The organism is Sodalis sp. RH14 (assembly GCF_047324285.1).
Classification (GTDB): Bacteria; Pseudomonadota; Gammaproteobacteria; order Enterobacterales; family Enterobacteriaceae; genus Acerihabitans.
The window spans coordinates 1,286,996-1,310,968 of the sequence record NZ_CP178739.1; the positions used below are offsets into that span (position 1 = coordinate 1,286,996).

Annotated in this window: 19 protein-coding genes and 6 tRNA genes; 5 read left to right on the forward strand and 20 right to left on the reverse strand. The window is 56.2% G+C overall.

The window, feature by feature from the left end; all coding sequences use genetic code 11:
- Window positions 1-44 precede the first annotated feature (44 nt).
- From ybeY to miaB, 3 genes are all read right to left on the reverse strand, one after another.
- Window positions 45-515 (reverse strand): rRNA maturation RNase YbeY, encoded by a 471-nt coding sequence (gene ybeY, locus ACL2XQ_RS05695; RefSeq protein WP_410016086.1) that lies wholly within the window; start codon window positions 513-515, stop codon window positions 45-47.
- On the reverse strand, window positions 512-1,600 hold the full coding sequence (locus ACL2XQ_RS05700; RefSeq protein ID WP_413722295.1) for a PhoH family protein: 1,089 nt from the start codon (window positions 1,598-1,600) through the stop codon (window positions 512-514). The genes ybeY and ACL2XQ_RS05700 overlap by 4 nt, the downstream gene beginning before the upstream one ends.
- A 199-nt stretch (window positions 1,601-1,799) precedes the next feature.
- Window positions 1,800-3,224 (reverse strand): tRNA (N6-isopentenyl adenosine(37)-C2)-methylthiotransferase MiaB, encoded by a 1,425-nt coding sequence (miaB, locus tag ACL2XQ_RS05705; protein ID WP_410016084.1) that lies wholly within the window; start codon window positions 3,222-3,224, stop codon window positions 1,800-1,802.
- Window positions 3,225-3,406: 182 nt separating this feature from the next.
- On the opposite strand from miaB, the gene ubiF reads away from it, so the two are divergent.
- From ubiF to ACL2XQ_RS05720, 3 genes are all read left to right on the forward strand, one after another.
- On the forward strand, window positions 3,407-4,588 hold the full coding sequence (gene ubiF, locus ACL2XQ_RS05710; RefSeq protein ID WP_410016083.1) for a 3-demethoxyubiquinol 3-hydroxylase: 1,182 nt from the start codon (window positions 3,407-3,409) through the stop codon (window positions 4,586-4,588).
- A gap of 144 nt (window positions 4,589-4,732) precedes the next feature.
- The gene (locus tag ACL2XQ_RS05715) at window positions 4,733-4,960 is read left to right on the forward strand and encodes a hypothetical protein (protein ID WP_413740127.1); all 228 of its coding nucleotides are present in this window, start codon (window positions 4,733-4,735) and stop codon (window positions 4,958-4,960) included.
- Window positions 4,961-5,000: 40 nt separating this feature from the next.
- Window positions 5,001-5,243, forward strand: a complete 243-nt coding sequence (locus ACL2XQ_RS05720; protein ID WP_413740128.1) for a hypothetical protein — start codon at window positions 5,001-5,003, stop codon at window positions 5,241-5,243.
- A gap of 317 nt (window positions 5,244-5,560) precedes the next feature.
- Here ACL2XQ_RS05720 and ACL2XQ_RS05725 read toward each other — a convergent pair whose 3' ends face one another.
- The 11 genes from ACL2XQ_RS05725 to nagB all read right to left on the reverse strand — a co-directional run bounded on the left by ACL2XQ_RS05725 (window position 5,561) and on the right by nagB (window position 13,312).
- Window positions 5,561-6,124, reverse strand: coding sequence for a PH domain-containing protein (locus ACL2XQ_RS05725; RefSeq protein WP_410016080.1), 564 nt, complete (start codon window positions 6,122-6,124; stop codon window positions 5,561-5,563).
- Window positions 6,125-6,524: 400 nt separating this feature from the next.
- Window positions 6,525-6,598 (reverse strand) — tRNA-Gln (locus ACL2XQ_RS05730).
- Window positions 6,599-6,604: 6 nt separating this feature from the next.
- Window positions 6,605-6,681, reverse strand: a tRNA-Met gene (locus ACL2XQ_RS05735).
- Between the two features lie 60 nt (window positions 6,682-6,741).
- A tRNA-Gln gene (locus tag ACL2XQ_RS05740) sits at window positions 6,742-6,816 on the reverse strand.
- A gap of 57 nt (window positions 6,817-6,873) precedes the next feature.
- A tRNA-Gln gene (locus ACL2XQ_RS05745) sits at window positions 6,874-6,948 on the reverse strand.
- Between the two features lie 21 nt (window positions 6,949-6,969).
- A tRNA-Leu gene (locus ACL2XQ_RS05750) sits at window positions 6,970-7,054 on the reverse strand.
- A 6-nt stretch (window positions 7,055-7,060) separates the two neighbouring features.
- Window positions 7,061-7,137: transfer RNA gene (locus tag ACL2XQ_RS05755), tRNA-Met, on the reverse strand.
- A gap of 1,072 nt (window positions 7,138-8,209) precedes the next feature.
- Complete coding sequence (asnB, locus tag ACL2XQ_RS05760; RefSeq protein ID WP_410016079.1) at window positions 8,210-9,871, reverse strand: asparagine synthase B; 1,662 nt, start codon at window positions 9,869-9,871, stop codon at window positions 8,210-8,212.
- A 220-nt stretch (window positions 9,872-10,091) separates the two neighbouring features.
- Window positions 10,092-11,315, reverse strand: a complete 1,224-nt coding sequence (nagC, locus tag ACL2XQ_RS05765) for a DNA-binding transcriptional regulator NagC (protein ID WP_410016078.1) — start codon at window positions 11,313-11,315, stop codon at window positions 10,092-10,094.
- An 18-nt stretch (window positions 11,316-11,333) separates the two neighbouring features.
- Window positions 11,334-12,482 (reverse strand): N-acetylglucosamine-6-phosphate deacetylase, encoded by a 1,149-nt coding sequence (gene nagA / locus ACL2XQ_RS05770; protein ID WP_413740129.1) that lies wholly within the window; start codon window positions 12,480-12,482, stop codon window positions 11,334-11,336.
- A gap of 20 nt (window positions 12,483-12,502) precedes the next feature.
- The gene (nagB, locus tag ACL2XQ_RS05775; protein ID WP_413722299.1) at window positions 12,503-13,312 is read right to left on the reverse strand and encodes a glucosamine-6-phosphate deaminase; all 810 of its coding nucleotides are present in this window, start codon (window positions 13,310-13,312) and stop codon (window positions 12,503-12,505) included.
- Window positions 13,313-13,656: 344 nt separating this feature from the next.
- On the opposite strand from nagB, the gene nagE reads away from it, so the two are divergent.
- A complete protein-coding gene (gene nagE / locus ACL2XQ_RS05780) occupies window positions 13,657-15,699 on the forward strand; it encodes an N-acetylglucosamine-specific PTS transporter subunit IIBC (protein ID WP_413730759.1) in 2,043 nt (680 codons plus the stop codon).
- 327 nt (window positions 15,700-16,026) lie between these two features.
- Entirely contained in the window at window positions 16,027-17,694 is a 1,668-nt protein-coding gene (glnS, locus tag ACL2XQ_RS05785) for a glutamine--tRNA ligase (protein ID WP_410016074.1), read from the forward strand.
- A gap of 51 nt (window positions 17,695-17,745) precedes the next feature.
- On the opposite strand, the gene alsK is transcribed toward glnS, so the two are convergent.
- Genes alsK through alsR form a run of 6 tightly spaced genes read right to left on the reverse strand, consistent with a single transcriptional unit; the run spans window position 17,746 to window position 23,757 of the window.
- Window positions 17,746-18,669, reverse strand: coding sequence for an allose kinase (gene alsK, locus ACL2XQ_RS05790; RefSeq protein ID WP_413730758.1), 924 nt, complete (start codon window positions 18,667-18,669; stop codon window positions 17,746-17,748).
- Between the two features lies 1 nt (window position 18,670).
- A complete protein-coding gene (gene alsE / locus ACL2XQ_RS05795) occupies window positions 18,671-19,348 on the reverse strand; it encodes a D-allulose 6-phosphate 3-epimerase (RefSeq protein ID WP_410016072.1) in 678 nt (225 codons plus the stop codon).
- Between the two features lie 9 nt (window positions 19,349-19,357).
- A complete protein-coding gene (gene alsC / locus ACL2XQ_RS05800) occupies window positions 19,358-20,338 on the reverse strand; it encodes a D-allose ABC transporter permease (RefSeq protein WP_413740130.1) in 981 nt (326 codons plus the stop codon).
- Window positions 20,317-21,855 (reverse strand): D-allose ABC transporter ATP-binding protein AlsA, encoded by a 1,539-nt coding sequence (alsA, locus tag ACL2XQ_RS05805; protein ID WP_413740131.1) that lies wholly within the window; start codon window positions 21,853-21,855, stop codon window positions 20,317-20,319. The genes alsC and alsA overlap by 22 nt, the downstream gene beginning before the upstream one ends.
- 57 nt (window positions 21,856-21,912) lie before the next feature.
- Window positions 21,913-22,848: a D-allose transporter substrate-binding protein gene (gene alsB, locus ACL2XQ_RS05810; protein WP_410016069.1), complete on the reverse strand. Its 936-nt coding sequence runs from the start codon at window positions 22,846-22,848 to the stop codon at window positions 21,913-21,915.
- A gap of 21 nt (window positions 22,849-22,869) precedes the next feature.
- On the reverse strand, window positions 22,870-23,757 hold the full coding sequence (gene alsR / locus ACL2XQ_RS05815) for a transcriptional repressor AlsR (RefSeq protein WP_413740132.1): 888 nt from the start codon (window positions 23,755-23,757) through the stop codon (window positions 22,870-22,872).
- Window positions 23,758-23,973: the final 216 nt, after the last annotated feature.

Here is a 23,973-nt window from a genome sequence, read left to right on the forward strand (position 1 = left end):
ATGGATCGTATAAACCGGCCCCGCTCCGGGGCCGGCGTCGTTTATCAGTCGTCTTTTTCGTTCAGATAGGGATCGGGATAACCTAACGCCTGCATGATGTCGGCCTCCAACGCCTCCATTTCCTCGGCTTCCTCATCCTGGATATGATCATACCCTAGCAGATGCAGACAGCCGTGGACAACCATATGCGCCCAGTGCGCCTCCAGCGGCACGTCCTGTTCGCCGGCTTCCCGTTCCACCACCTGGCGGCAGATGATCAGGTCGCCGAGCAGGGGAAGCTCCACCTGTGGCGGGGCTTCAAAGGGAAACGACAGTACATTGGTCGGCTTGTCCATGCCGCGGTAGGTCAGGTTCAGCTCGTGGCTTTCCGCGTCGTCCACCAGGCGGATGGTGACCTCGGCCTCGTCCTGGAACTGCGGCAGCACGCCTTCCAGCCAGCGCATAAAGGTTGCTTCATCGGGCAAACCGGCCGGATCGGCGCAGGCGACCTGTAAATCAAGGATGACGCCGCTCATTTGGCCGGCTCCTGGTTATCGCCGGCGGCCGGCGGGATATTCCCGTGGTAAGCGGCCTGCGCTTCACGCCGGCGCTGTTCGCCCAACGCGTCTTTACGCTTTTGATCGGCCGCTTCCCAGGCTTCATACGCCACCACGATGCGCGCCACCACGGGATGGCGCACCACGTCCTCGCTATGGAAGAAGTTGAAGCTGATTTCCTTTACGTCGGCCAGCACTTCGATGGCGTGCCGCAGGCCTGATTTCGCATTGCGCGGCAGGTCGATCTGGGTGATATCGCCGGTAATGACCGCTTTGGAATTAAAACCGATGCGCGTCAGGAACATCTTCATCTGCTCGATGGTGGTGTTCTGGCTTTCATCCAGGATGATAAAGGCGTCATTCAGGGTACGACCGCGCATATAGGCCAGCGGAGCGACTTCAATCACGTTGCGTTCAATCAGTTTCTCAACCCGCTCGAAGCCCAGCATTTCGAACAGCGCGTCATACAGCGGACGCAGGTACGGGTCGACCTTCTGGCTGAGATCGCCGGGCAGGAAACCGAGTTTTTCACCGGCCTCCACCGCCGGGCGGGTCAGCATGATGCGGCGTATTTCCTGGCGCTCCAGCGCATCCACCGCCGCGGCCACCGCCAGGTAGGTTTTACCCGTACCGGCCGGACCGACGCCAAAGGTAATATCATGATCGAGTATATGGGCGATATACTGCGCCTGGTTCGGCGTACGGGGTTTGATAACGCCCCGCTTGGTCTGGATATGCACCGCTTTGCCGAAGTCCGGCACGCTTTCGGCGGTTTGCTCCAGCACCCGGCTCTCTTTGATGGCCAGGTGGATTTTTTCCGGCTCGATATCGGCGACAACACCGCGCACCGGAGCCGTGTCCACGTACAGCGTCAGCAGGATATTGGCGGCGGCTTCCACGCACAGCGGTTTGCCGACCAGTTTGAAAACGTTGTCGCGACGATTGATTTCAATGCCCAACCGGCGCTCAAGTTGTTTGATATTGTCATCGAACGGCCCGCAGAGGCTCATTAAGCGCTTATTGTCCGCAGGCTCCAGCATGATTTCTTTAGTGTCGACGTTCAAACTTTTCCTCTGGGCCTTTCAGGCCATGTTAGGGAGTAGATTATGGCTGACCATGTTCATAAATGAAGGAAACCGTCACCAGCGTCAAGGACGCGGATCATTAAATTAATATTGGGGCACGATAAGTGAAAAGCAACCGGGGGTGAAAAGGCAGAACCGGGCGGCGGGGGAGGCCGCCCGTTAACGGGCAGGGAGGGTATCACGGCTGGAAGGTCCCGACGCCGAGTTCATTCTCTTTGCGGGTGCGCGCAATCACCGAGGCCGGGCTTTCGCTCACGCGCAGGCCCATTTGATCTTCGGTGCGCACGACCACGCCGCGCAGCGAGTTCGGATTGACATCGACGATCTCGACATCGACAAACTTGCCGATCATGTCCGGCGTGCCTTCAAAGTTCACCACGCGGTTATTTTCAGTACGGCCGGCCAACTCCATCACGCTTTTGCGCGAGGTGCCCTCCACCAGGATGCGCTGGACCGTGCCCATCATCTGGCGACTGAACTGCATCGCCTGCTGAATGATGCGTTGCTGCAGTATATGCAGCCGCTGCTTTTTCTCGTCTTCGCCGACATCGTCCACCATATCCGCCGCCGGCGTGCCGGGACGCGCGGAGTAGATAAAACTGTAGCTGGTATCGAAATTAACATCGGCGATAAGCTTCATGGTCTGCTCGAAGTCGGCCTGGGTTTCCCCAGGGAAACCGATGATAAAATCGGAACTCACCTGGATGCCGGGACGCGCTTTGTGCAGTTTGCGGATGATGGATTTATATTCCAGCGCCGTATGGGCGCGTTTCATCATGGTCAGGATGCGATCGGAACCGCTTTGCACCGGCAAATGCACAAAGCTGACCAGCTCCGGCGTGTCGCGGTAGACGTCGATGATATCGTCGGTGAATTCAATCGGGTGGCTGGTGGTGAAACGCACGCGATCGATGCCGTCGATGGCCGCCACCAGGCGCAGCAGTTCGGCAAAGGTGCAGATATCGCCCTCGAAGCTGGCGCCGCGGTAGGCGTTGACGTTCTGCCCCAGCAGGTTGACCTCGCGCACGCCCTGGGACGCCAGTTGGGCTATCTCGAACAGGATATCGTCGCAGGGACGGCTGACTTCCTCGCCGCGGGTATAGGGCACCACGCAAAACGAGCAGTACTTGTTGCAGCCTTCCATGATGGAGACAAACGCGGTGGGGCCCTCGGCGCGCGGTTCCGGCAGCCGGTCGAATTTTTCGATTTCGGGGAAGCTGATATCCACCACCGGGCTGCGCGTGCCGCGCACGTGGTTGATCATTTCCGGCAAGCGGTGCAGGGTCTGCGGCCCGAAGATAATATCGACATAATGGGCGCGCTCGCGGATATGCGCGCCTTCCTGGGAGGCCACGCAGCCGCCGACGCCGATGATCAAATCCGGATTGGCTTCTTTCAGCGCCCGCCAGCGGCCCAGTTGATGGAATACCTTCTCCTGCGCCTTTTCACGAATGGAACAGGTGTTGAGCAGCAACACGTCCGCTTCTTCGGCGTTATCCGTCAACTGGTAGCCGTGGGTGCTATCCAGCAAGTCGGCCATCTTCGATGAATCGTACTCGTTCATCTGACAGCCCCAGGTTTTGATATGCAGTTTTTTTGTCATCGGCTTGCCATTACTTGATGCATTATTTTAGGGTGCGAAAAAGCCCTTCGGCTCATGCAGGGCGCGTATTGTAATCCTTTGGCGTGGTTGTGACCAGAGGGCTGAGCCTTCGCTCCTCTTTCATAATGAAAAATTGCGGTACACTAAGCAAATGTTTAATCACAGACACAAGCATAGCCGAGATGAACACAAACGAAATAGCCTATGATGCGGTGGTGGCGGGGGGCGGCATGGTCGGCGCCCTGGCGGCGTTAATGCTGGCGCAGGGCGGTATACGGGTGCTGGTGCTGGACCATGCCCGGCTGGCGGAGCCCCGGCCGGATGCCCCGCCTGATTTGCGCGTTTCGGCTATCAGCTGCGCGTCGGCGGCGTTGTTGCGCCGCGTGGGCGCGTGGGACCGTATCGATTCCCATGTCCGCGTACCCTACCGCCGCCTGGAAACCTGGGAATGGGCGCAGTCCCAGGTCACCTTCGACGCCGCGGCGCTGCATTTGCCGGAACTCGGCTTTATGGTGGAAAACATCCGGCTGCAGCGGGCGCTGTGGCAGGCCTGCGCCGACTGCGGCAATCTGACGCTGCGCGCGCCGGCCGCCCTGGCGAAAATGCGTTATGACGGCGGCAACTGGCGCCTGACGCTTGATAACGGCGAAACGGTTGGCGCCCGGCTCCTGATCGGCGCCGACGGCGCCCGGTCCAACGTACGGCAATGGGCTGGCATCGGCACCGTCGGTTGGCAATATCGCCAGTCGTGTATGCTGATAACCGTCGCATGCCCGTACGGCCAGCAGGATGTCACCTGGCAGGAATTTACCCCCGACGGTCCCCGGGCGTTTTTACCGCTCTACGATAACTGGGCGTCGCTGGTGTGGTATGACAGCGCGGCGCGTATCCGCCAGCTGCAGGCCCTGCCGCCGGCGGCCCTGGAGCGCGAGGTGCTGGCCGCCTTTCCCACCCGCCTGGGCGCGGTGAAGGTGCACGCCGCGGGCGCTTTTGCGCTGGTGCGCAGCCATGCCAGGGACTATGTCCGGCCGGGCCTGGCGCTGATCGGCGATGCGGCGCATACCATAAATCCGCTGGCGGGGCAGGGCGTAAACCTGGGCTTTCGCGACGCTGAAGCGCTGGCCGCGGTGGTGATTGGCGCGCGCGATCATGATGAACCCTGGGACGAGCTGCGCATCTTAAAGCGCTATCAGCATCGCCGTTACGGCGACAACCTGCTGATGCAAAGCGGCATGGATCTCTTCTATAGCGCCTTCAGCAACCGGCTGCCGCCGGTCCGGCTGGCGCGCAACCTCGGCCTGTTCCTGGCTCAGCGCGCCGGCCCGCTGAAAGTCCGGGCGCTGAAATATGCCCTGGGTCTCTGACTGGCGGTAGCGTCGGGCGTTGTCAGCAAAAAATGAGCAATATATTGCTCATTTTTTTTCATTTAAGATTTTTTTGAGCAAAATAATTGCCATTTTAAAAACGTTAGCGCTAAAAGAGCAAAACATTGCTCATTGAAGGTGTCCATGAAATTGACTATTGAAATTTTTGTCGAAGGAAGATGGCAGGACGCCGCGTCTATCACATTTTCCGAACCTGACCAAGGACGCGCGAGTTTAACGTTACTCGGTTACGCGTTTGATTATGCGCTGGAATTCATGGAACGGGATGATGAGCATGCCTGTAGTAGCAATTTGCCTGCGGTACTCATGGAAAACTACCGATCAAGGCCTGCAGTCAACCTAACAAGATAGCGCTCGGTTGCGGTCAGGCGTTATTGCTCCCGTGGGAAATATGCGCATTAAGGAATCCTTAACCGATTTACCCGCGGTTAAACAAATTAATCAAATTCGGTTTACCGTACAGGATGTGGCCGAGCGGAATACTGATTTTTTAGAATACGCACAACAGATGGGCGCGGCGGGCGGTGGCGCCACTGGCGCTGGTGAGGAGGCGCCAAAACTATTATTACGTTGCTCCGCCAACGACGAAATCTGGATCGATACTTTTCAGGATGACGACCAAAATCCAGATTAACATCAGCCGTCGTACTCTATCCGATATCGAACGAGACCAGGGCAGCCAGTCGTTGTCGATATTAAACCGGGTATTTAAGCCACTTGGCCTTAAGATAGGCTTATTGCCGCGCAGTCAGCATTTGATGCGCGCGCTGCTGCCAGGCGGACCAAAGGACGCTTAGGCGATCTTATCCGGCGGGCTTTTCATGCCGGACGGCACGGAAAACACCGCCTGCGCCTGCGCTTAAGCGATAATAGAGGCGTGGACAATCAGCCGGGATGGCGCTTTCCCCCGCATGTCCCGCTAAGCGCCGGGCCGGCCGGCGCAGGTGGGCGTTACATCGCCAGGATTTTCTCTTTTTGCACGCTGAATTCCTGATCGCTTAAAATGCCGCGTTCTTTCAGCGCCGCCAGTTTTTCCAACTGGGTGATCACGTCATATTGCGCACGGGTGCCCGCCGCCTGCCGCATCTGCGGCTGCTGGCTGAGCGTTTCCCGTGCGATATTCACCATATTGGTAAACGGGGTGACCGCGCCTTTCATCACATTCTCGATGGTATAGTTTTGACCTGTGGTGCTCAGGGTAATGCTGCCGGTCATCATCTTGGTGCGCCCGCTTACGGAAACCACGCTCGCCAGATCGACGAAAACCTGCTTCAGACCGTAAACCATGCCTTTATCCAGGAAAATAATCCGGTAGTTGGTCAGGGTAATCAGCCAGGTATTGCCGCCCATCAGGCCCGTTGCCACCGCCAGCGGTTTTTCATCGTCGGCCAGGATCGCCGGAAGATGGTAAAACTCTTTTTTGGTGCCGAAGGGCATATCGCCCACCAGCTTGGCCAGGCGCTTATATTCTATTTTCAACTCTTCAATACTTGCTGTTTTAAAGTTAATCATCATTGAGTCCCAATGAATAATGGTCAATTTATCATTTGATCGTGCTTGAATTTACCTTATGTAGCGCACCACCAAAGACGAGAACAGCTCCCTGAAACCTGCTTAATTAAACGACTAGCTCGGGCAACGATCTTTTTGTGAAAGGCCACATGCCGTTTCCCGCGCGAAATCGTCGGTGATTGTGCCCTTAACAATATGGCCGATACCATGATCTGGGATTACTTGCGCCGCGTTTAGTTGCAAAATAATTAGGATAATCCTGATTTTTTTGCTAACGCGCGGCGACGGGCTGATACCCTTTGCAAGGATGATCTGAAAGGAAGGGCAGAAGGCACGCATAAAAAAAGCGGGGCGATGTCTTTCGACAATCGCCCCGCTTTTCGCTGCTTGCGCAGTCTTTGTATGGCTGGGGTACCAGGATTCGAACCTGGGGTGGCGGAATCAGAATCCGCTGCCTTACCGCTTGGCGATACCCCAAAAATGTGGTGGCTACGACGGGAATCGAACCTGTGACCCCAGCATTATGAGTGCTGTGCTCTAACCAGCTGAGCTACGTAGCCGAATTATACTTAAAAATTCGGGACTTACAATACTTTTTAAAAACTTTTTCAACTTTTTTTTGGCTGGGATACCAGGATTCGAACCTGGGGGTGGCGGGATCAAAACCCGCTGCCTTACCGCTTGGCTATATCCCAATCATCCAAACGTTTTTGCAACTTTTCCCGCTTGCAACCTCGCCCGGGCGAGGTTAATGGCTGGGGTACCAGGATTCGAACCTGGGAGTGGCGGGATCAAAACCCGCTGCCTTACCGCTTGGCTATACCCCATCCGCTGCGTAACCGAAATCATGGTGCGGGAGGCGAGACTTGAACTCGCACACCTTGCGGCGCCAGAACCTAAATCTGGTGCGTCTACCAATTTCGCCACTCCCGCAAAGTATGGTGGCTACGACGGGATTCGAACCTGTGACCCCAGCATTATGAGTGCTGTGCTCTAACCAGCTGAGCTACGTAGCCATCTTTCCGCGTGACCTTCATTCGGCGTTGCGGGGCGCATTATGCGTAGTTGCAGAAATCCAGTCAACACCTTTTTTCGGTAATCAGGCTTTGCGCATGCTGTTTGTCTGGCTTATGAGCAACCTGATGATAAAAACCGCATAAGGCCTGATTTTCCTATTCAAACAAATAAAAACCGGGCCGTAAAGGCCCGGTGAGTTTGATAATAACCCTAAGCTCAAAGCAGACATGTTAAAGGGCGCGCGACCCATGGCGCGCCAGGCCCGCCAACGCTGAACTCAACCCGGACGTGTTCAAGGGAGAGCGTGCCAATGGGGTCGAATCGGGCGTGGTGTTCCCGCCCGACCGAGTGCCTCATGGCATGCCAGGCCCGCCAACGCTGAACTCAACCCAGACGAGTTCAAGGGAGAGCGTGCCAATGGGGTCGAATCGGGCGTGGTTTTCCCGCCCGACCGAGCGCCCCATGGTGCGCTAGGCCCGCCAACACCGAACTCAACCCGGACGAGTTCAAGGGAGAGCGTGCCAATGGGGTCCAATCGGGCGTGGTGTTCCCGCCCGACCGAGTGCCTCATGGCATGCCAGGTCCGCCAACGCTGAACTCAACCCAGACGAGTTCAAGGGAGAGCGTGCCAATGGGGTCGAATCGGGCGTGGTTTTCCCGCCCGACCGAGTGCCTCATGGCATGCCAGGTCCGCCAACGCTGAACTCAACCCGGACGTGTTCAAGGGAGAGCGTGCCAATGGGGTCGAATCGGGCGTGGTTTTCCCGCCCGACCGAGTGCCTCATGGCATGCCAGGCCCGCCAACGCTGAACTCAACCCGGACGTGTTCAAGGGAGAGCGTGCCAATGGGGTCGAATCGGGCGTCGTGGTGTTCCCGCCCGACCGAGCGCCCCATGGTGCGCTAGGCCCGCCAACGCCGAACTCAACACAAACGTGTTAAGGGAGAGAGAGCATGCCAATGGGATCGAATCGGGCGTAGTTTTCCCGCCCGACCGAGTGCCTCATGGCATGCCAGGCCCGCCAACACCGGACCTAACGCAGACAAGTTAAAGGGAGAGCGTGCCGATAGCTTTAGTACGCGGACTGATGCACACCCACCGCCCGTCCCGACGGATCGTCCATATTTTTAAACGACTCATCCCATTCGATGGCCTTCGCCGAGGAACAGGCCACCGACGGACCTCCCGGCACACACTCCGCCGCGCTTGGCAACGGGAACAGCTCCGCGAAAATTTCCCGGTAAAAATAAGCCTCTTTAGACGTCGGCGTATTGTACGGGAAACGGAAATGCGCGTTAGCCAATTGCTGATCGGTAATCTGCTTGCCGGCCATTTCCTTCAGCGTGTCGATCCAGCTATAGCCCACACCGTCGGAAAACTGCTCTTTCTGCCGCCAGGCAATGCTTTCCGGCAGGTAGGACGCAAAACATTCGCGCAGTACATGCTTTTCAATTTTGCCGTGTCCGCACATTTTATCCTGCGGGTTAATACGCATCGCCACGTCAAGGAAGTTTTTATCCAGGAACGGCACGCGCGCCTCCACGCCCCAGGCGGACATCGCCTTATTGGCGCGCGCGCAGTCATACATATGCAGCGCCTGCAGCTTGCGCACCAGCTCTTCATGAAACTCTTTGGCGTTCGGCGCCTTATGGAAATAGAGATAACCGCCGAAAACCTCGTCGGCTCCCTCGCCAGACAACACCATCTTGATGCCCATCGCCTTAATTTTCCTCGACATCAGGTACATCGGCGTCGAGGCGCGGATGGTGGTGACATCATAGGTCTCGATATGGTAAATCACGTCGCGGATGGCATCCAGGCCTTCCTGCACGGTGAAATGCACTTCATGATGCACGGTACCCAGATGGGTAGCCACTTCCTTGGCGGCGCGCAGATCGGGCGAGCCTTCCAGGCCGACGGCAAAAGAGTGCAGCTGCGGCCACCAGGCCTCGCTGCGCGCGCCGTCTTCCACCCGCCGGGCGGCATACTTCTTGGTGATGGCGGAAATAACCGATGAATCCAGCCCGCCGGATAACAGCACGCCGTAAGGCACATCCGACATCAAATGACTTTTGACCGACTCTTCCAGCGCGTCGCGCAGCGCCGCTTTATCGGTAGTGTTGTCCTTCACGTTGTCATAAGAGAACCAATCGCGGGTGTAATATTCGCGGATTTCTCCGTCCTGGCTCCACAGATAACTTCCCGGGGGAAATTCCTTAATGCTCAGGCATACCGGCACCAGCGCCTTCATTTCCGACGCCACATACAGCGTGCCGTTTTCATCATGCCCCATATATAGCGGGATAATGCCCATATGGTCGCGGCCGATCAGGTAGGCGTCTTTCTCGGTATCATACAAAATGAAGGCGAACATACCGCGCAGATCGTCGAGGAAGGCCGGTCCTTTTTCCTGGTACAGGGCCAGGATCACTTCGCAGTCGGAACCGGTCTGGAACGCATAGCGGTCCCCCAGCTCCTGGCGCAGCGCCTGATGGTTATAAATTTCGCCATTCACCGCCAGCACATGGGTATGCGCGGCGTTATATAAGGGTTGCGCGCCGGTATTGACGTCGACGATGGACAGGCGTTCATGGGCCAGGATGGCCTGGTCGCTGGCAAACACTCCCGACCAGTCGGGACCGCGATGACGCATCAGGCGCGACATTTCCAGCGCGGTTTTACGCAGTTCGCTCGGATCCGATTGCAAATCCAGTACACCAAAAATAGAACACATTCTCTTTTCCTTAGGCCGGTCTCGGGGCTAATGCTTTGCTGTTGACATCGATTTAGCACTAAAATGACACCATTATTCAAGATCAATCAATGAAAAAAGCCATGCTGCTGGTGATAATTCATTTTTAAGCGGCTAATTATCAATAATCATCAATAAAAGAAGGGAAAACACCGGCAAATTTGACCGATCGTAAATGCCATAAAACCCGATGACCCGGCAATCAGCTGTTTTCCAGCAGGCGCTGGAGCAATACGCCGTTAAGCATCGCGCGCTTGACCAGCGCAAAGGCGCCGATGGCGGAGCCGTGATCCAGCGCGGAAATCACCACCGGCAGATTTTGGCGAAAACCGTTCAGCACCTGATTATCGATACAGCGCTGCACCGCCGGCAGCAACACCTTATGGGCTTCGGTAATCTCACCGGCCAGCACCACTTTTTGCGGATTGAACAGGTTAATGGCGATGGCCACCGCTTTGCCCAGGTGATGACCCACCTGCTCGATAACCTCGCAGGCCAGCGTATCGCCGCGATTGGCGGCTTTGCAAATGGCGCCGATCTGGCAATTATCCAGCGTCAGCCTGCTGGGGTAGCCCTGGTCGAGCAGGTGGCGCACCCGCTTTTCAATGGCGCCGTTGGCGGCGATGGTTTCCAGGCAGCCGAAATTGCCGCAATGGCAGCGCTCGCCCAGCGGGTCGACCTGGATATGGCCGATTTCCCCCACGTTACCGTTGCTGCCGAGAAAAATCTGGCCGTTGACCAGGATCCCGGCGCCGGTGCCGCGGTGCAAACGAACCAAAATGGAATCCGCGCAGTCCTGTGTTGCACCAAAATAGTGCTCCGCCAGCGCCAGACTGCGAATATCGTGGCCGACAAAAGCGGTAAGATGAAAGCGTTTTTGCAAATTTTCCACCAGCGGCCAGGCGCTCACGCTGATATGCGGCATATAACGCACCACCCCGGAATACGGATCCACCAGGCCCGGCAGGATCACCGAAATGGCGATGAGCTCCCGGGATTTACGCTGGATCTGCTCCAGGAAACGCGCGATGGCGCTGAACAGCGCCGCTTCCAGCGCCTGCTGCGTGGTTTCCGGCAGCGGGGTGAATTCTTCATACAGTGATTTGCCGGTCAGATCGTAGAGGGTGATGGTGGTGTCATGGCGACCGAGACGCACGCCAATCGCCTGGAAGGCGCGGGTTTCGGCGACGATGGAGATGGCGCGCCGGCCGCCGGTGGAAGCCTGCTGGTCCACCTCGCGGATCAGTCCCCGCTCCAGCAGCTGACGGGTGATTTTGGTGATGCTGGCCGGCGCCAGCTGGCTTTGTTCGGCAATCTGGATGCGCGAAATCGGCCCCGACATATCGATCAGGCGGTACACCGCAGCGCTGTTGAGCTGTTTGACCAGGTCAACGTTTCCTATCGGGGCGTGTCCGCCTGGGGTCATCGGTTTATTACTCGCTCATCAGAGAACTTCGTCGCCATTAACGATAGTCCTGGTTATCCGGTAATCGCGGGTGAACGCCGTCAGGTTAGCCACCTTGCCTGCCTGCAAGGTACCCAACTGCGCCGCCACGCCCAGGGCCTGGGCCGGGTAAAGGGTCGCCATGCGCAATGCTTCATCCAGCGCGATACCGGCGAATTCCACGCTGTTGCGCACCGCTTCAATCATCGTCAGCGCCGAACCGCTCAGGGTGCCGTTTTCATCCAGACACAGGCCGTCCCGGTAGTATATTGTTTTACCGGCAAAAATGAACCGATCAATCTGGTTATCGGCGCCGGCGGGCGCGGTGGCGTCGGTGACCAGCACCAGTTTATCGCCCTTGATGCGTTTGGTGTTGCGAATATTGGCGTAGTTGACGTGCAGTCCGTCGGCGATGATGCCGCAATAGAGCGACGGCGTGTCGTAAATTGCGCCGATAAGCCCGGGCTCGCGTCCGGTAAGGGGCGGCATGGCGTTGAACAGATGGGTGGCGAAGCCGATGCCGGCGGCAAAACCCGCTTTCGCCTCATCATAGGTGGCGTTGGAATGACCGGCCGACACCATGATGCCCGCCCGGCTCAACCGGCGGATAATCCCGGCGTCGACCTGTTCCGGCGCCAGGGTCAACTGGGCGATGACATCGGCGTTGGCGCACAGGTAATCCACCATTTCCGGCGAGGGCTTGCGCATCAGCGCCGGATCGTGCGTGCCTTTTTTTATCGGATTCAGGTAAGGCCCTTCCAGGTGCAGGCCCAATGCCTGGTGCTTATGCTGCGCCAGGAATGCGCGCATCACCTCGACGGCGCGGCGCATAAACGCATCGGTGCTGGTAATCAGGGTGGGCAAAAAGCTGGTGCAGCCCGATTTGACATTGGCGCGCTGCATGATTTCCAGCGTTTCCACCGTCAGGGCGTCCAGGGAATCATTGAACTGCACGCCGCCGCAGCCGTTAAGCTGCAGGTCGATAAATCCCGGGGCCAGGATGGCGCCGTCGAGATCGCGCCGCTCAATATCCGCCGGCAGCGAATCCAGCGGGCAGACCGCGTCGATTGCCCCGTCATTGATGATTACCGCATGATGTTCAAGGACTTGGAGACCGGTAAAGATCCGGCCGTTGGTAAATGCGTACATCGTTCGCTCCCGGTTATCAATCAGCTGTTTTTCAGGCTCAGGGTACTGGCGGCTTCCAGTTCGCGGAAATATTTTACCGTCTTCACTTTCAGCTCCATGGTGGAGGGTTCGTCGCACACCATCACCGCTTTAGCATGAAGCTGCAGGCAACTTATTGTCCACATATGATTCACGTTGCCTTCCACCGCCGCCTGCAGCGCCAGCGCTTTGTTGTGGCCGATGACCAGGATCATCACTTCTTCGGCGTCCAGCAGCGTGCCGACGCCGACGGTCAGGGCAAAACGCGGCACCTGCTCGATATCATTGTCAAAGAAACGGGAATTGGCCCGGCGGGTTTCCAGCGTCAGGGTCTTGACGCGGGTGCGCGACGCCAGGGAGGAGGCGGGTTCGTTAAAGGCGATATGCCCGTCATTGCCGACGCCGCCCATAAACAGATGGATCTTGCCGTACGACTTGATTTTTTCTTCATAGCGGCGACATTCCGCGTCGATATCATCGGCGTTGCCGTTGAGCAGATTGATGTTTTCCCGCGGAATATTCACGTGATCGAAGAAATTGCGATGCATAAAGGTGTAATAGCTTTCCGGATGGGCGGCGGGCAGGCCGACGTACTCATCCATGTTAAACGTCACCACGTGCTCGAAGCTGACCTGGCCCGCTTTATGCATCTGAATAAGATATTTGTAGGCTTCCAACGGCGTGCTGCCGGTGGGCAGTCCGAGAATAAAAGGGCGTGCGGCGGTGGGTTTGAAGGCATTGATGCGCTCGACGATATGACGAGCGGCCCATTTGCCGACGTCGGCGGCGGTTTCTAACGGAATAAGTCTCATGACTGACCTCTTTAATAGATAAAAACGGGTGTCCGCAGCGGTGTTAACAGTATAACGTTAGCGCGCAGGCATTACATAGCGGGAGCCAGGGCGCTCTGACCGCACTGCAAAAGTATAAGCTGATTATTCGCGATGCAAAATAAGTTTGACATATTTAGTAGAATAAGTCACAAATCTTACCGGTTCAAGGTGATTCTAATCACATAATACCGGTAATTAATTTGCGTTGAAAATTAAACTTTCTACACTGCGTATGAGCAGCTTCGTCAGGCGCGGTTTTTCGCAGGCAAGGGTTAGACAGCCTACATTGTGGGTTGATCGATAAGGTCAAAAGGGGAATCAAGGTGAATATACTCAGTTATCTTCAAAAAATAGGCCGCGCGTTGATGGTGCCGGTGGCAACGTTGCCCGCCGCCGCCATCCTGATGGGCGTCGGTTACTGGATCGACCCGGTGGGCTGGGGCGGCGGCAGCGCCTGGGCGGCCTTCTTTATCAAGGCCGGATCGGCGATTATAGAAAATATGTCGGTGTTGTTCGCCGTCGGCGTGGCCTACGGCATGTCCAAGGACAAAGACGGCGCGGCGGCCTTATCCGGCCTGGTCGGCTTTCTGGTGGTCACCACGCTGTGCGCGCCGGCTTCCGTGTCGATGATCCAGCATATTCCCCTGGCCGATGTGCCCGCGGCCTTCGGTAAAATCAATAACCAGTTTGTCGGCATCCTGGTGGGGATTATCTCCGCCGAGCTGTACAACCGCTTCAGCCATGTCGAGCTGACCAAGGCGCTGTCGTTCTTCAGCGGACGGCGGCTGGTGCCGATCCTGGTGTCCTTCGTCATGATCCTGGTGGCCTTTATCCTGATGTACGTTTGGCCGCTGGTGTTTAACGCCCTGGTATCGTTCGGCGAGCATATCCAGCAGCTCGGTTCGGTGGGGGCCGGTATCTACGCCTTCTTTAACCGGCTGTTAATCCCGGTGGGATTACACCACGCGCTGAACTCGGTGTTCTGGTTCGACGTGGCCGGCATCAACGACATACCCAAATTTTTCGGCGGCCAGCAGTCCATTGACGCGGGCACCGCCATCGTCGGTATTACCGGGCGTTACCAGGCCGGATTCTTCCCGATCATGATGTTCGGCCTGCCGGGCGCCGCCCTGGCCATTTATCAATGCGCCCGTCCGGAAAACAAAAGCAAGGTGGCCGGGATCATGATTGCCGGCGCGTTTGCCGCCTTTTTTACCGGGATCACCGAACCGCTGGAATTTTCCTTTATGTTCGTGGCGCCGGTACTGTATTTCCTGCATGCCCTGTTAACCGGGCTGTCGGTATTCATCGCCGCGCAAATGCATTGGATGGCGGGGTTTGGTTTCAGCGCCGGCCTGGTGGATATGGTGCTTTCCTCGCGCAATCCGCTGGCGGTCCATTGGTATATGCTGATCCCGCAGGGACTGGTGTTCTTTGTTATTTACTACCTGGTGTTCCGTTTTACCATCAAACGCTTCAACCTGCTGACTCCTGGGCGTGAACTGGCGGTCGCCGGCGACGAAAGCGACGGCTATAACGTCGACGTCGAACCGGCCATGGCCACCACCAGGTCCGGTGAAACCCAGGCGCTGGCCCGCCGTTACATCAGCGCGGTGGGCGGCTCGGAAAACCTGACCGGCATTGACGCCTGTATCACTCGTCTGCGGCTGAACGTGAAGGATTCGTCGCTGGTCAACGATTCCCTGGCAAAAAATCTCGGCGCCCAGGGCGTTATCCGTCTTAATAAGGAAAGCGTGCAGGTGATTGTCGGCACCCGAGCCGAAATTATCGCCGGCGCCATGCGTACCGTGCTGGCCGAAGGGCCGGTCGCGGCGTCGCGCTCCGTTTCCCAACCCGCGGCGGTGCAGCCGGCCGCGGTGGTTCATGAGCCGGTGGCGCGGCCGGTGGTGGTTAGCCTGACGTCGCCGATAACCGGTGATATCGTACCCTTGGATCAGGTGCCGGACGAAGCCTTCGCCAGCAAAGCGGTGGGTGACGGCGTCGCCATCCGCCCGACCGGGAAACTGGTGCTGTCGCCGGCTAACGGCACCTTGGTCAAGGTCTTCGGCACCCATCACGCGTTCTGCCTGGAAACCGACGCCGGCGCCGAAGTGATTGTGCATATCGGCATTGATACCGTCGGACTGCAGGGCCAGGGTTTTACGTCCCTGGTGGAAGAGGGCAGCAAGGTCACCCAGGGGCAGCCGATACTGGAGCTGGATCTGGACTATCTCAATGCCAATGCCCGCTCGATGATAAGCCCGGTGGTGATAAGCAATATGGATGAGTTTGGCGCCATTACCGCTATCGCCAGCGGCGCGGTGGTCGCAGGGGTAACACCGCTGCTGGATGTTACCGCCAAATAAGGCCGCCCTCGTTACCCGGCTCCGGCGCGGTTCGCGCGCCGGAGTCCGTTTCTCCCCGACACGGCGTTATTCCCCCGATTCTGTTCCCGGTTATCCTCCGGCGCAGTTGCGCCTATGCTAATATAGCCTCCCGGTTACCCTCCGGCGCAGTTGCGCCTATGCTAATATAGCCTCCCGGTTACCCAGCCTGTCCGTCAGGGCGACAGGACGGCCGCGGCACCGCGCCCGGCGCCATAAGAATTTCTGCAACTAACGGTTGTGTCGGGACGTGGCTTGTTGGAACATAAGCATAATGAATGTCGTGCGTTCGCGTAGAGGAAATGCAATATGAGTGAGGCAGAAGCCCGCCCAACTAATTTTATTCGTCAAATAATTGACGAAGATTTGGCAACCGGTAAGCACCATTCGGTGCATACCCGTTTTCCGCCGGAGCCTAACGGCTATCTGCATATCGGCCATGCCAAGGCCATTTGCCTGAATTTCGGCATCGCCCAGGATTACCAGGGCCAATGCAATCTGCGCTTCGACGATACCAACCCGGTGAAAGAAGATATCGAATTCGTCGATTCAATCAAAGAAGACGTGCAGTGGCTTGGTTTTAAATGGAGCGGCAATATCCATTACTCCTCCGATTATTTCGATCAGCTGCATGCCTATGCCATCGAGCTTATCAATAAAGGGTTGGCTTATGTGGATGAGCTTTCACCCGACGCCATTCGCGAATACCGCGGCAACCTCACCACGCCCGGCCGGAACAGTCCGTTTCGCGATCGCTCGGTCGAGGACAACCTGGCGCTGTTTACCATTATGCGCAACGGCGGTTTCCCCGAGGGCAGCGCCTGCCTGCGGGCTAAAATCGATATGGCCTCGCCGTTTATGGTGATGCGCGATCCGGTGCTGTACCGCATTAAATTTGCCGAACACCACCAGACCGGTTCGAAGTGGTGCATCTATCCGATGTATGACTTCACCCACTGTATTTCCGACGCCCTCGAAGGCATCACCCATTCGCTGTGTACCCTGGAATTCCAGGATAACCGCCGTTTATATGACTGGGTGCTGGACAATATCACTATCGATTGTCATCCCCGTCAGTATGAATTTTCGCGCCTCAATCTTGAATACGCCATTATGTCCAAGCGCAAGCTGACCCAACTGGTGGCGGAGAATATTGTCGAGGGCTGGGACGACCCGCGCATGCCGACCATCTCCGGCCTGCGGCGCCGTGGTTATACCGCCGCGTCCATTCGTGAATTCTGCCGGCGCATCGGCGTCACCAAACAGGAAAACAACGTGGAAATCGCCGCGCTGGAAGCCTGTATCCGTGAAGATCTCAATGAAACCGCGCCGCGCGCCATGGCGGTGATCGATCCGGTAAAACTGGTGATAGAAAACCTGCCGGCCGGGCACGAGGAAACCGTGACCATGCCGACGCATCCCAATAAACCCGAGATGGGCGAGCGCCAGGTGGCTTTTAGCCGCGAGATTTATATCGATCGGGCGGATTTTCGCGAGGAAGCCAACAAACAGTACAAGCGCCTGGTGTTGGGCAAGGAAGTGCGCCTGCGCAACGCCTATGTGATCAAGGCGGAGCGTATCGACAAGGATGAGCAGGGCGAGATCAGCGTCATTTACTGCACCTACGATCCGGAGACCCTGAGCAAGGACCCGGCGGATGGGCGCAAGGTTAAAGGGGTGATTCATTGGGTCTCGGCGACCCACGGCGTCCCCGCCGAGTTTCGTTTATACGATCGCCTGTTCAGCGACCCTAACCCCGCCTCGGCGGATGATTTCCTCGCGACGCTGAACCCGGAGTCGCTGGTCATCAAACAAGGCTTTGTGGAGGCCAGCGCGCTTGAGGCGCTGCCGGGCAAGCCCTACCAGTTTGAACGCGAAGGGTATTTCTGCGCCGACAGCCGCTATTTCAGCGTGGAAAAACCGGTGTTTAACCGCACCGTAGGCCTGCGCGATACCTGGACCAAAACCGCCGTTTGACGCCGCGCCGGCGCCGCGGTATCGACCGCGGCGCTGCGTGCGACGCGTAGCCTAACCGGCGGCGCACGCCGCCTGCGCGACCCGCAGTCCCAGCCTGGCGGCGCCGATGGCGCCGTTAAACGCCGACGAGGACGCTTTGGCAAAAATGATTTCCTCATAGGGCAACGGCTTGCGAATAAAGTCGCCGGCCCTGGCAATCAGCCGATCGTAGGGGAAATCCACCATATCCATCACGCCGCCCCCCAGCAGGATATGATCGGGATCAAACAGGTTTACGCCGGTGGCAATCGCCTTGGCCGCCGTGTCGATAAAGCCGGTAATATAGCTATCGCCATGGGCGCAGGTGAAAATATCGGACAGCGCGTAGTCATGCGCCGCGCCGTGATACCATCGCGCCAGCGCCACGCCTGAACAGGCGGTTTCCAGGCAGCCTGTATTACCGCAGCCGCAGCGCGCGCCGTCATCGCCCAGGGGAATGTGCCCCAGTTCGCCGGCCACGCCATGCGCGCCGACATAAGGCGCGCCGTTGAGCCAAATGGCAAACCCGAACCCGGTGCCAAGATAACATCCCAGCACCAGCTTATCCCCCAGGCGCTGCTCGCTCACGTCATAAAACAGCTGCAGGTTTACGTCACGCTCAAAGGCCACCGGGCATTGCAGGCGCCGCTCCAGTTCTGCCGCCAGATCCACAAATTCGCGGGTGGCGCAGGGCAGGTTGGGCGTGGACATGATGGTTTTCCTATCCCGGGCTATGGACGCGGGAAAGCCAATCATCACTGCGGCGACCCCGGCGCCGCGCTGGACGAGAAAGCGGCCGATAAAAGCCGACAATCCTTCCGCCAGGCCGCTTTCCACTACCGGCAGAGTGCGCTCTTTCGCCGTGACCAGTACCTGGCCATCGGGCGATAACAAACAGATGCGGATATGGGTGGCGCCCATATCCACGCCGACTATCACCAACCGCCTGTTTTTCATCTTAGCTGGCCTCTTTCCGCGCGTCCTGGATTTGGTCGGTCATCATTTTCCACGCCTGGTGGATATCCGGCGCATTATTAAACAGGCCGGAAGAACCGACGATAAAGACATCCGCGCCCGCCGCGATCAGCGAACGGTAGGTGCGCTGGTTGCATGAACCGTCAATTTCAATTTCATACCGCAAACCGTGGCTCTCGCGGTATGCCTTGAGCTGGCCTATTTTTTCCAGCATTTCGGTGATAAACGGCTGGCCGGCAAAACCGGGATCGACGGTCATGACGGTAATTTTGTCCGCCAGATGGATATAATATTTCATCATCTCCACCGACGATTCAGGATTGAGTATCAATCCCACGCCCAATCCCAGGGACCTGATCTTCTCAATAAGCCGAAAGGCCTGGCCGGACAAGGTTTCCGGATGAAGGGTAATCATGCCGGCGCCCGCCTTCGCCAGGCTGTCGATATAATCTTCCGGATGGGTGACCATTAAATGGCAATCCAGGGGCTTACTGGCGAGGCGCTTGACCTGCTCGACAAAAAACGGCGACAGCGTCAGATTGGGCACAAAATGCCCGTCCATGATATCGATATGGATATAATCCGCATGACGATCGATAAATTCAATTTGCTCTTTAAACTTTAATAAATCCATGCACATTAAAGAAGGGGATATCTTCATATCGGTTACCTATTTACTGATAAGTCGATCTAAAGCCACGGCGGCGATAATCAATCCCCCCATGACAACTAATTGGTAATACGTTTGCACCTGAAGAATATTAAGGCCATTGTTAATCGTGCCAATAATTAAACCACCAATTACCACCGAGAATATTCGTCCCTTGCCGCCAAAAAAACTGGTGCCGCCGATAATGGCGCTGGCGATGGCATAGGTCTCAAAGCCAATGCCGGCCAAAGGCTCGGCCGCGCCCAAGCGCGCGGTGGATACCACGCCGGCGAGCCCGGCGCAGATGCCGGAAATAATAAACACTACCAGCATATGGAATTTAACGTCGATACCGGAAAAAAATGCCGAATTTTTGTTGCCGCCCAGGGCGTAAATATTTCTGCCAAGCCGGGTGCGCGCGGTAATAAACCACAGGATAACCGCAATGATCAAAGCAAAAATCACCGGTACCGGAATACCCAGTACGCTGCCGGCAAAGAAGTTAACAAAGCCGAATGAGAAGCCGTACACCGAGTTGGCATCGGAAATGACCAGGGTGATGCCGCGAAAAATAGCGTTGGTGCCGAGGGTAATAATAAAGGGATGCAGGCCGGTCCAGTTAACCAGGCAACCGTTGATGGCGCCCAATAGCCCGCCGACCACCACCCCGCCAATCAGCGCGGCGGAGACCGGGTCAAGACCCGCCAGCATCAGCTTGGCGGTCACCATGCCCGACAAGGCCAGGATAGCCCCCACCGACAGGTCGATGCCCGCCACCAGGATGGCGAAAAACTCGCCCATGCCAATCAAGACCGTTACCGAACTTTGTACCAGGATCTGGGTAATATTGTTGGTTTTCAGAAAATATTCACTGGATATAGAGCCGAATATGGCAACAATAATCGCCAGGATAAAAAACGTGCCGTACTGATCCCAGAATTTCTGGAAGTTAAAGGTGGCCTTCTCCATTTTTATTTCCCTCAGCTTTGTGGCAGAGCCCATGTCATAATATCTTCTTCCCCGATACTCTCATTGTTGTCAAGAATATGGGCTAATGTTCCTTCGCAAAATATTGCGATACGGTCGCATACGGTGATGATTTCCGGCAGTTCGGATGACACCATCAATATGGTTTTTCCCGTGGCGGCCAATGTGCGCATCACCTTATAAATTTCCGCCTTGGCCCCGACATCAATGCCGCGGGTAGGTTCGTCAAAAATAATAACCTCCGGCTCGCAGCAGAGCCATTTTGATATCAATACCTTTTGTTGGTTGCCGCCGGATAACTCAGTGATATTTTGGTCCACCGAGCTGCATTTTAGCGATAGCAGCCGCCGCTGCGTTTCCGCCAACTGCCTTTCCTTATCCGGATTAAATAATCCCAGAGCACCTTTATAGCCGCCATCCTTAAGGCTTTTGCTGATGGCGATATTCTGCGCAATGGAAAAATTATCAAAAAAGCCGTTTTCACGCCGGCTTTCGGTGATATATCCCATGCCCTTCTTCAGGGCGTCCAGCGGCGAAGTGGGCGTGATATCGACATTATGCAGCATCACCTTGCCGCTGCTTTTCGGTTCAACGCCGAAGATGCAGTTCATGAATTCGGTGCGTCCCGACCCCACCAGTCCGGCAAAACCCATGATTTCGCCCTTTTTTACCTGGAAGGAGACGTGCTTGACCCGGCGTTTATCCCGGCTGGTGATATTCTCCACCGCAAAGATGATATCGGCGTCCCCCGTGTCGCCGCCAACCTTCTCCTTAAGGGAGCGAAAGCGGTTTTGCAGCTCGCGCCCGACCATCAGCCGGACAATATCATCGTTGGTCACCTGTCCCATCTGCCCGGACGCGACGCTGCTGCCGTCCTTTAGCACCGTATAGCGGTTGCAGATGCGGCGTATTTCGTTAAGCTTATGCGATATATAGACAATCGCCGTGCCGTCCTGGCGCAGCTGGTTCATGATCAGGAACAGATAATCCACTTCGTTATAGGTCAGGGAAGAGGTCGGCTCGTCCATGATGATCACCCTGGCGTCCAGCATCAGGGTCTTGGCGATTTCCAGCATTTGCTTTTGGCTGATGGACAGGTTGCCCACCTTTTCGTCAAGCCGTATTTTCAGCCCCACGCGCAGCAGCATAATAGCCGCTTTGGTACGCATGTCGTGCCAGTCCACCACGTTTACGCCGAACACTTTTTTTACCGGCAGACGGCCGATAAATAAATTCTCCAACACGGTTAATTCATCGATAACGCTTAATTCCTGGTAAATTATACCAATGCCCAATCTGGCAGCGACTTTATGATCGAGCTTCGCGTACTCGACATCATTAATTATTATTTTCCCCGCCGTCGGTTCATAAATACCGGAAAGTATTTTCATCAAGGTTGATTTGCCGGCGCCGTTTTCACCTAATAAAGCATGTATCTCATTAGGGTATATTTCCAGGTCAACTGATTGCAACGCCTGGACGGGACCAAAGAATTTGGCGATCCCCTCCATTTTAATATATGGAGTGCTCATATTACTCTCCGGATTAATGACAAGACGGCGGGAATAGGCGGTCTTGCGGCACCTGGACTATTTGGTGACTAATATAGAATCGACGGTTTCAATTTTCGGCTGGGCATCAAGCGCAATCAGCTTGCCCGCTTTCACCGTATTCACCAGGATGGCCAGGCCGTTGGCGCCGATTTCCGCCGGATTCTGGGCCACGGTGGCGGTCATCATGCCCTGGGCGACCATCTTGCGCGCCTCGGGAATACCGTCGGTGCCGACCACCAGGATCTTGCCGGTCTGTCCCGCGTTGGCCACCGCCTGCGCCACGCCCATCGCCATGGTATCGTTGGCGCAGTAGAAGGCCTTCAGCTGGGGATGACGTTGCAGCACATTGGTCGCCACGTCCAGCGCCTTGATGCGATCCCAATCCGCCGGCTGGCTGGCCACCAGCTTGATATGGCTGTTGGCCTTGAACTCCGCGGTCGCGCCGTTGCGCCGCGCCTCGCCCGAGGCGTTGCCGGCCTTGCCTTCGATAATGGCCACTTCGCCGCCCTGGGCGCCCAAGCTATCGATAATAAATTTGGCGCCTTTCGCGCCGACCGCGACATTATCGGTGGTGATAAAGGCTTCGACGTTGCCCTTGGCCTTGGCCAGGCTGGCTAAATCGATTTTTTCGTCGAGGTTTACCAGGTGAATCCCTTTCTGATAAGCCTTGGCGACGGGAATCACCAGATTCACCGCCGATAAAGGCGCAAAGGCGATGCCTTTATAATTCTTATTGGTTAAATCCTCGAATAATTGTAATTGCGATTGGAAGTCGCCTTCCGACGGTGACGCGAATATATCCACCGTCACGCCGAGATCCTGGGCCTTTTTCTCAATGCCTTGTTTCATCTCTACCCAGAAAGGGTTGGATAATGTTTTAAGAACAACGGCGTAATCGGCTGCCGCGTGGACCACGGTGGACAACATCAGTCCACAGGCGGCGCCACCGGCCAATTTAAGAAATTTATTCATTATTCTATCTCCAAAAGAGAATTATTTATAATCACGCTTCAGGTACTTGGTAATGGAACTCGTTTTTTCCAGGTTTTTATTCGCCAGCTCGATATCCTGCCGCGCTACCGAGACATAAAACGCATCCAGCAGCGTAAGCTGCAAAATACGGGCCGAAGCGTTTCTGCCTAATAACGGCGTTTCCGGCGCCGGTGAACAAATATTAAAATCAGCCAGCTGGGCTATGGGGGAATTGCTGCTATGGGTAATACAAATGATCTTGGCCCCATTATCCTTGGCAATCGACACCACCCGTTTCAGATCGCTGGTGCGGCCCGAATGGGATACCACTAACGCCACATCGCCCGGTTGCAACAGGGAGGCCGACATCATCATCAAATGCGCGTCCAGGTAGGCATTGCAACGCAAGCCGATTTTCAGGAATTTATGCTGCACGTCCGCGCAAATGGAATTAGAGCCGCCGACGCCGTACAGCTCGCGCTGATGGCCGGCAAAAAAGCATTGGGCCGCCTGCTGGATGACGTTGGCGTCGACTATCGCCTGGCCTTCGACAATGGTGCGCACGGTCAGGTTAAACACCTTGTTGACCACATCCTCCGGGCTGTCGGTGGGCGAGAGTTCGGCGGTGATATCATGGTCGGCATGTTCGAAGTACTCGACGATGGCGCTGCGCAGCTGGCGAAAGCCGCTGAAACCGAGAATTTTCGACACCTTGACAATCATGGCTTCCGACAGGCCCAGACTCAGGGCCACCTCTTTGATCCCCGAGACGTCGGTGAGGTTGCCGGGTGATAAAAACCACTCCACTATCCGGCTTTCGTTTTCAGTCATGCCTTCTTGTTTAATACGAATATAAGGAGCAATGCCTATGCCGCGCGGCATATCGTTTTGCAGTTCCGCATCATTCATCTGGATTATCTCTGGTGATTAACATTGCCTGTCACTATATCACCATGGCGAAAGTTTAAAATCTGCTGCGAACTTCACGTTTTTTATTAATTTATAAATTAACTTTTTGTGTAAAAATCGAGTCACCGATCCGGGTTAATTTCAGGAAGGTATTTTTGGCTATATTAATTCAATAAAATCATATAATTAAAATGTATCTTTTGTTGTCGCTTACTG

Excerpts from the sequence above, each read along its gene's own strand:
- ybeY (WP_410016086.1), bottom strand. The coding sequence starts at position 515 with ATGAGCGGCGTCATCCTTGATTTACAGGTCGCCTGCGCCGATCCGGCC.
- miaB (WP_410016084.1), bottom strand. The coding sequence starts at position 3,224 with ATGACAAAAAAACTGCATATCAAAACCTGGGGCTGTCAGATGAACGAG.
- ubiF (WP_410016083.1), top strand. The coding sequence starts at position 3,407 with ATGAACACAAACGAAATAGCCTATGATGCGGTGGTGGCGGGGGGCGGC.
- ACL2XQ_RS05715 (WP_413740127.1), top strand. The coding sequence starts at position 4,733 with ATGAAATTGACTATTGAAATTTTTGTCGAAGGAAGATGGCAGGACGCC.
- ACL2XQ_RS05720 (WP_413740128.1), top strand. The coding sequence starts at position 5,001 with ATGCGCATTAAGGAATCCTTAACCGATTTACCCGCGGTTAAACAAATT.
- ACL2XQ_RS05725 (WP_410016080.1), bottom strand. The coding sequence starts at position 6,124 with ATGATGATTAACTTTAAAACAGCAAGTATTGAAGAGTTGAAAATAGAA.
- asnB (WP_410016079.1), bottom strand. The coding sequence starts at position 9,871 with ATGTGTTCTATTTTTGGTGTACTGGATTTGCAATCGGATCCGAGCGAA.
- nagC (WP_410016078.1), bottom strand. The coding sequence starts at position 11,315 with ATGACCCCAGGCGGACACGCCCCGATAGGAAACGTTGACCTGGTCAAA.
- nagA (WP_413740129.1), bottom strand. The coding sequence starts at position 12,482 with ATGTACGCATTTACCAACGGCCGGATCTTTACCGGTCTCCAAGTCCTT.
- nagB (WP_413722299.1), bottom strand. The coding sequence starts at position 13,312 with ATGAGACTTATTCCGTTAGAAACCGCCGCCGACGTCGGCAAATGGGCC.
- glnS (WP_410016074.1), top strand. The coding sequence starts at position 16,027 with ATGAGTGAGGCAGAAGCCCGCCCAACTAATTTTATTCGTCAAATAATT.
- alsK (WP_413730758.1), bottom strand. The coding sequence starts at position 18,669 with ATGAAAAACAGGCGGTTGGTGATAGTCGGCGTGGATATGGGCGCCACC.
- alsE (WP_410016072.1), bottom strand. The coding sequence starts at position 19,348 with ATGAAGATATCCCCTTCTTTAATGTGCATGGATTTATTAAAGTTTAAA.
- alsC (WP_413740130.1), bottom strand. The coding sequence starts at position 20,338 with ATGGGCTCTGCCACAAAGCTGAGGGAAATAAAAATGGAGAAGGCCACC.
- alsA (WP_413740131.1), bottom strand. The coding sequence starts at position 21,855 with ATGAGCACTCCATATATTAAAATGGAGGGGATCGCCAAATTCTTTGGT.
- alsB (WP_410016069.1), bottom strand. The coding sequence starts at position 22,848 with ATGAATAAATTTCTTAAATTGGCCGGTGGCGCCGCCTGTGGACTGATG.
- alsR (WP_413740132.1), bottom strand. The coding sequence starts at position 23,757 with ATGAATGATGCGGAACTGCAAAACGATATGCCGCGCGGCATAGGCATT.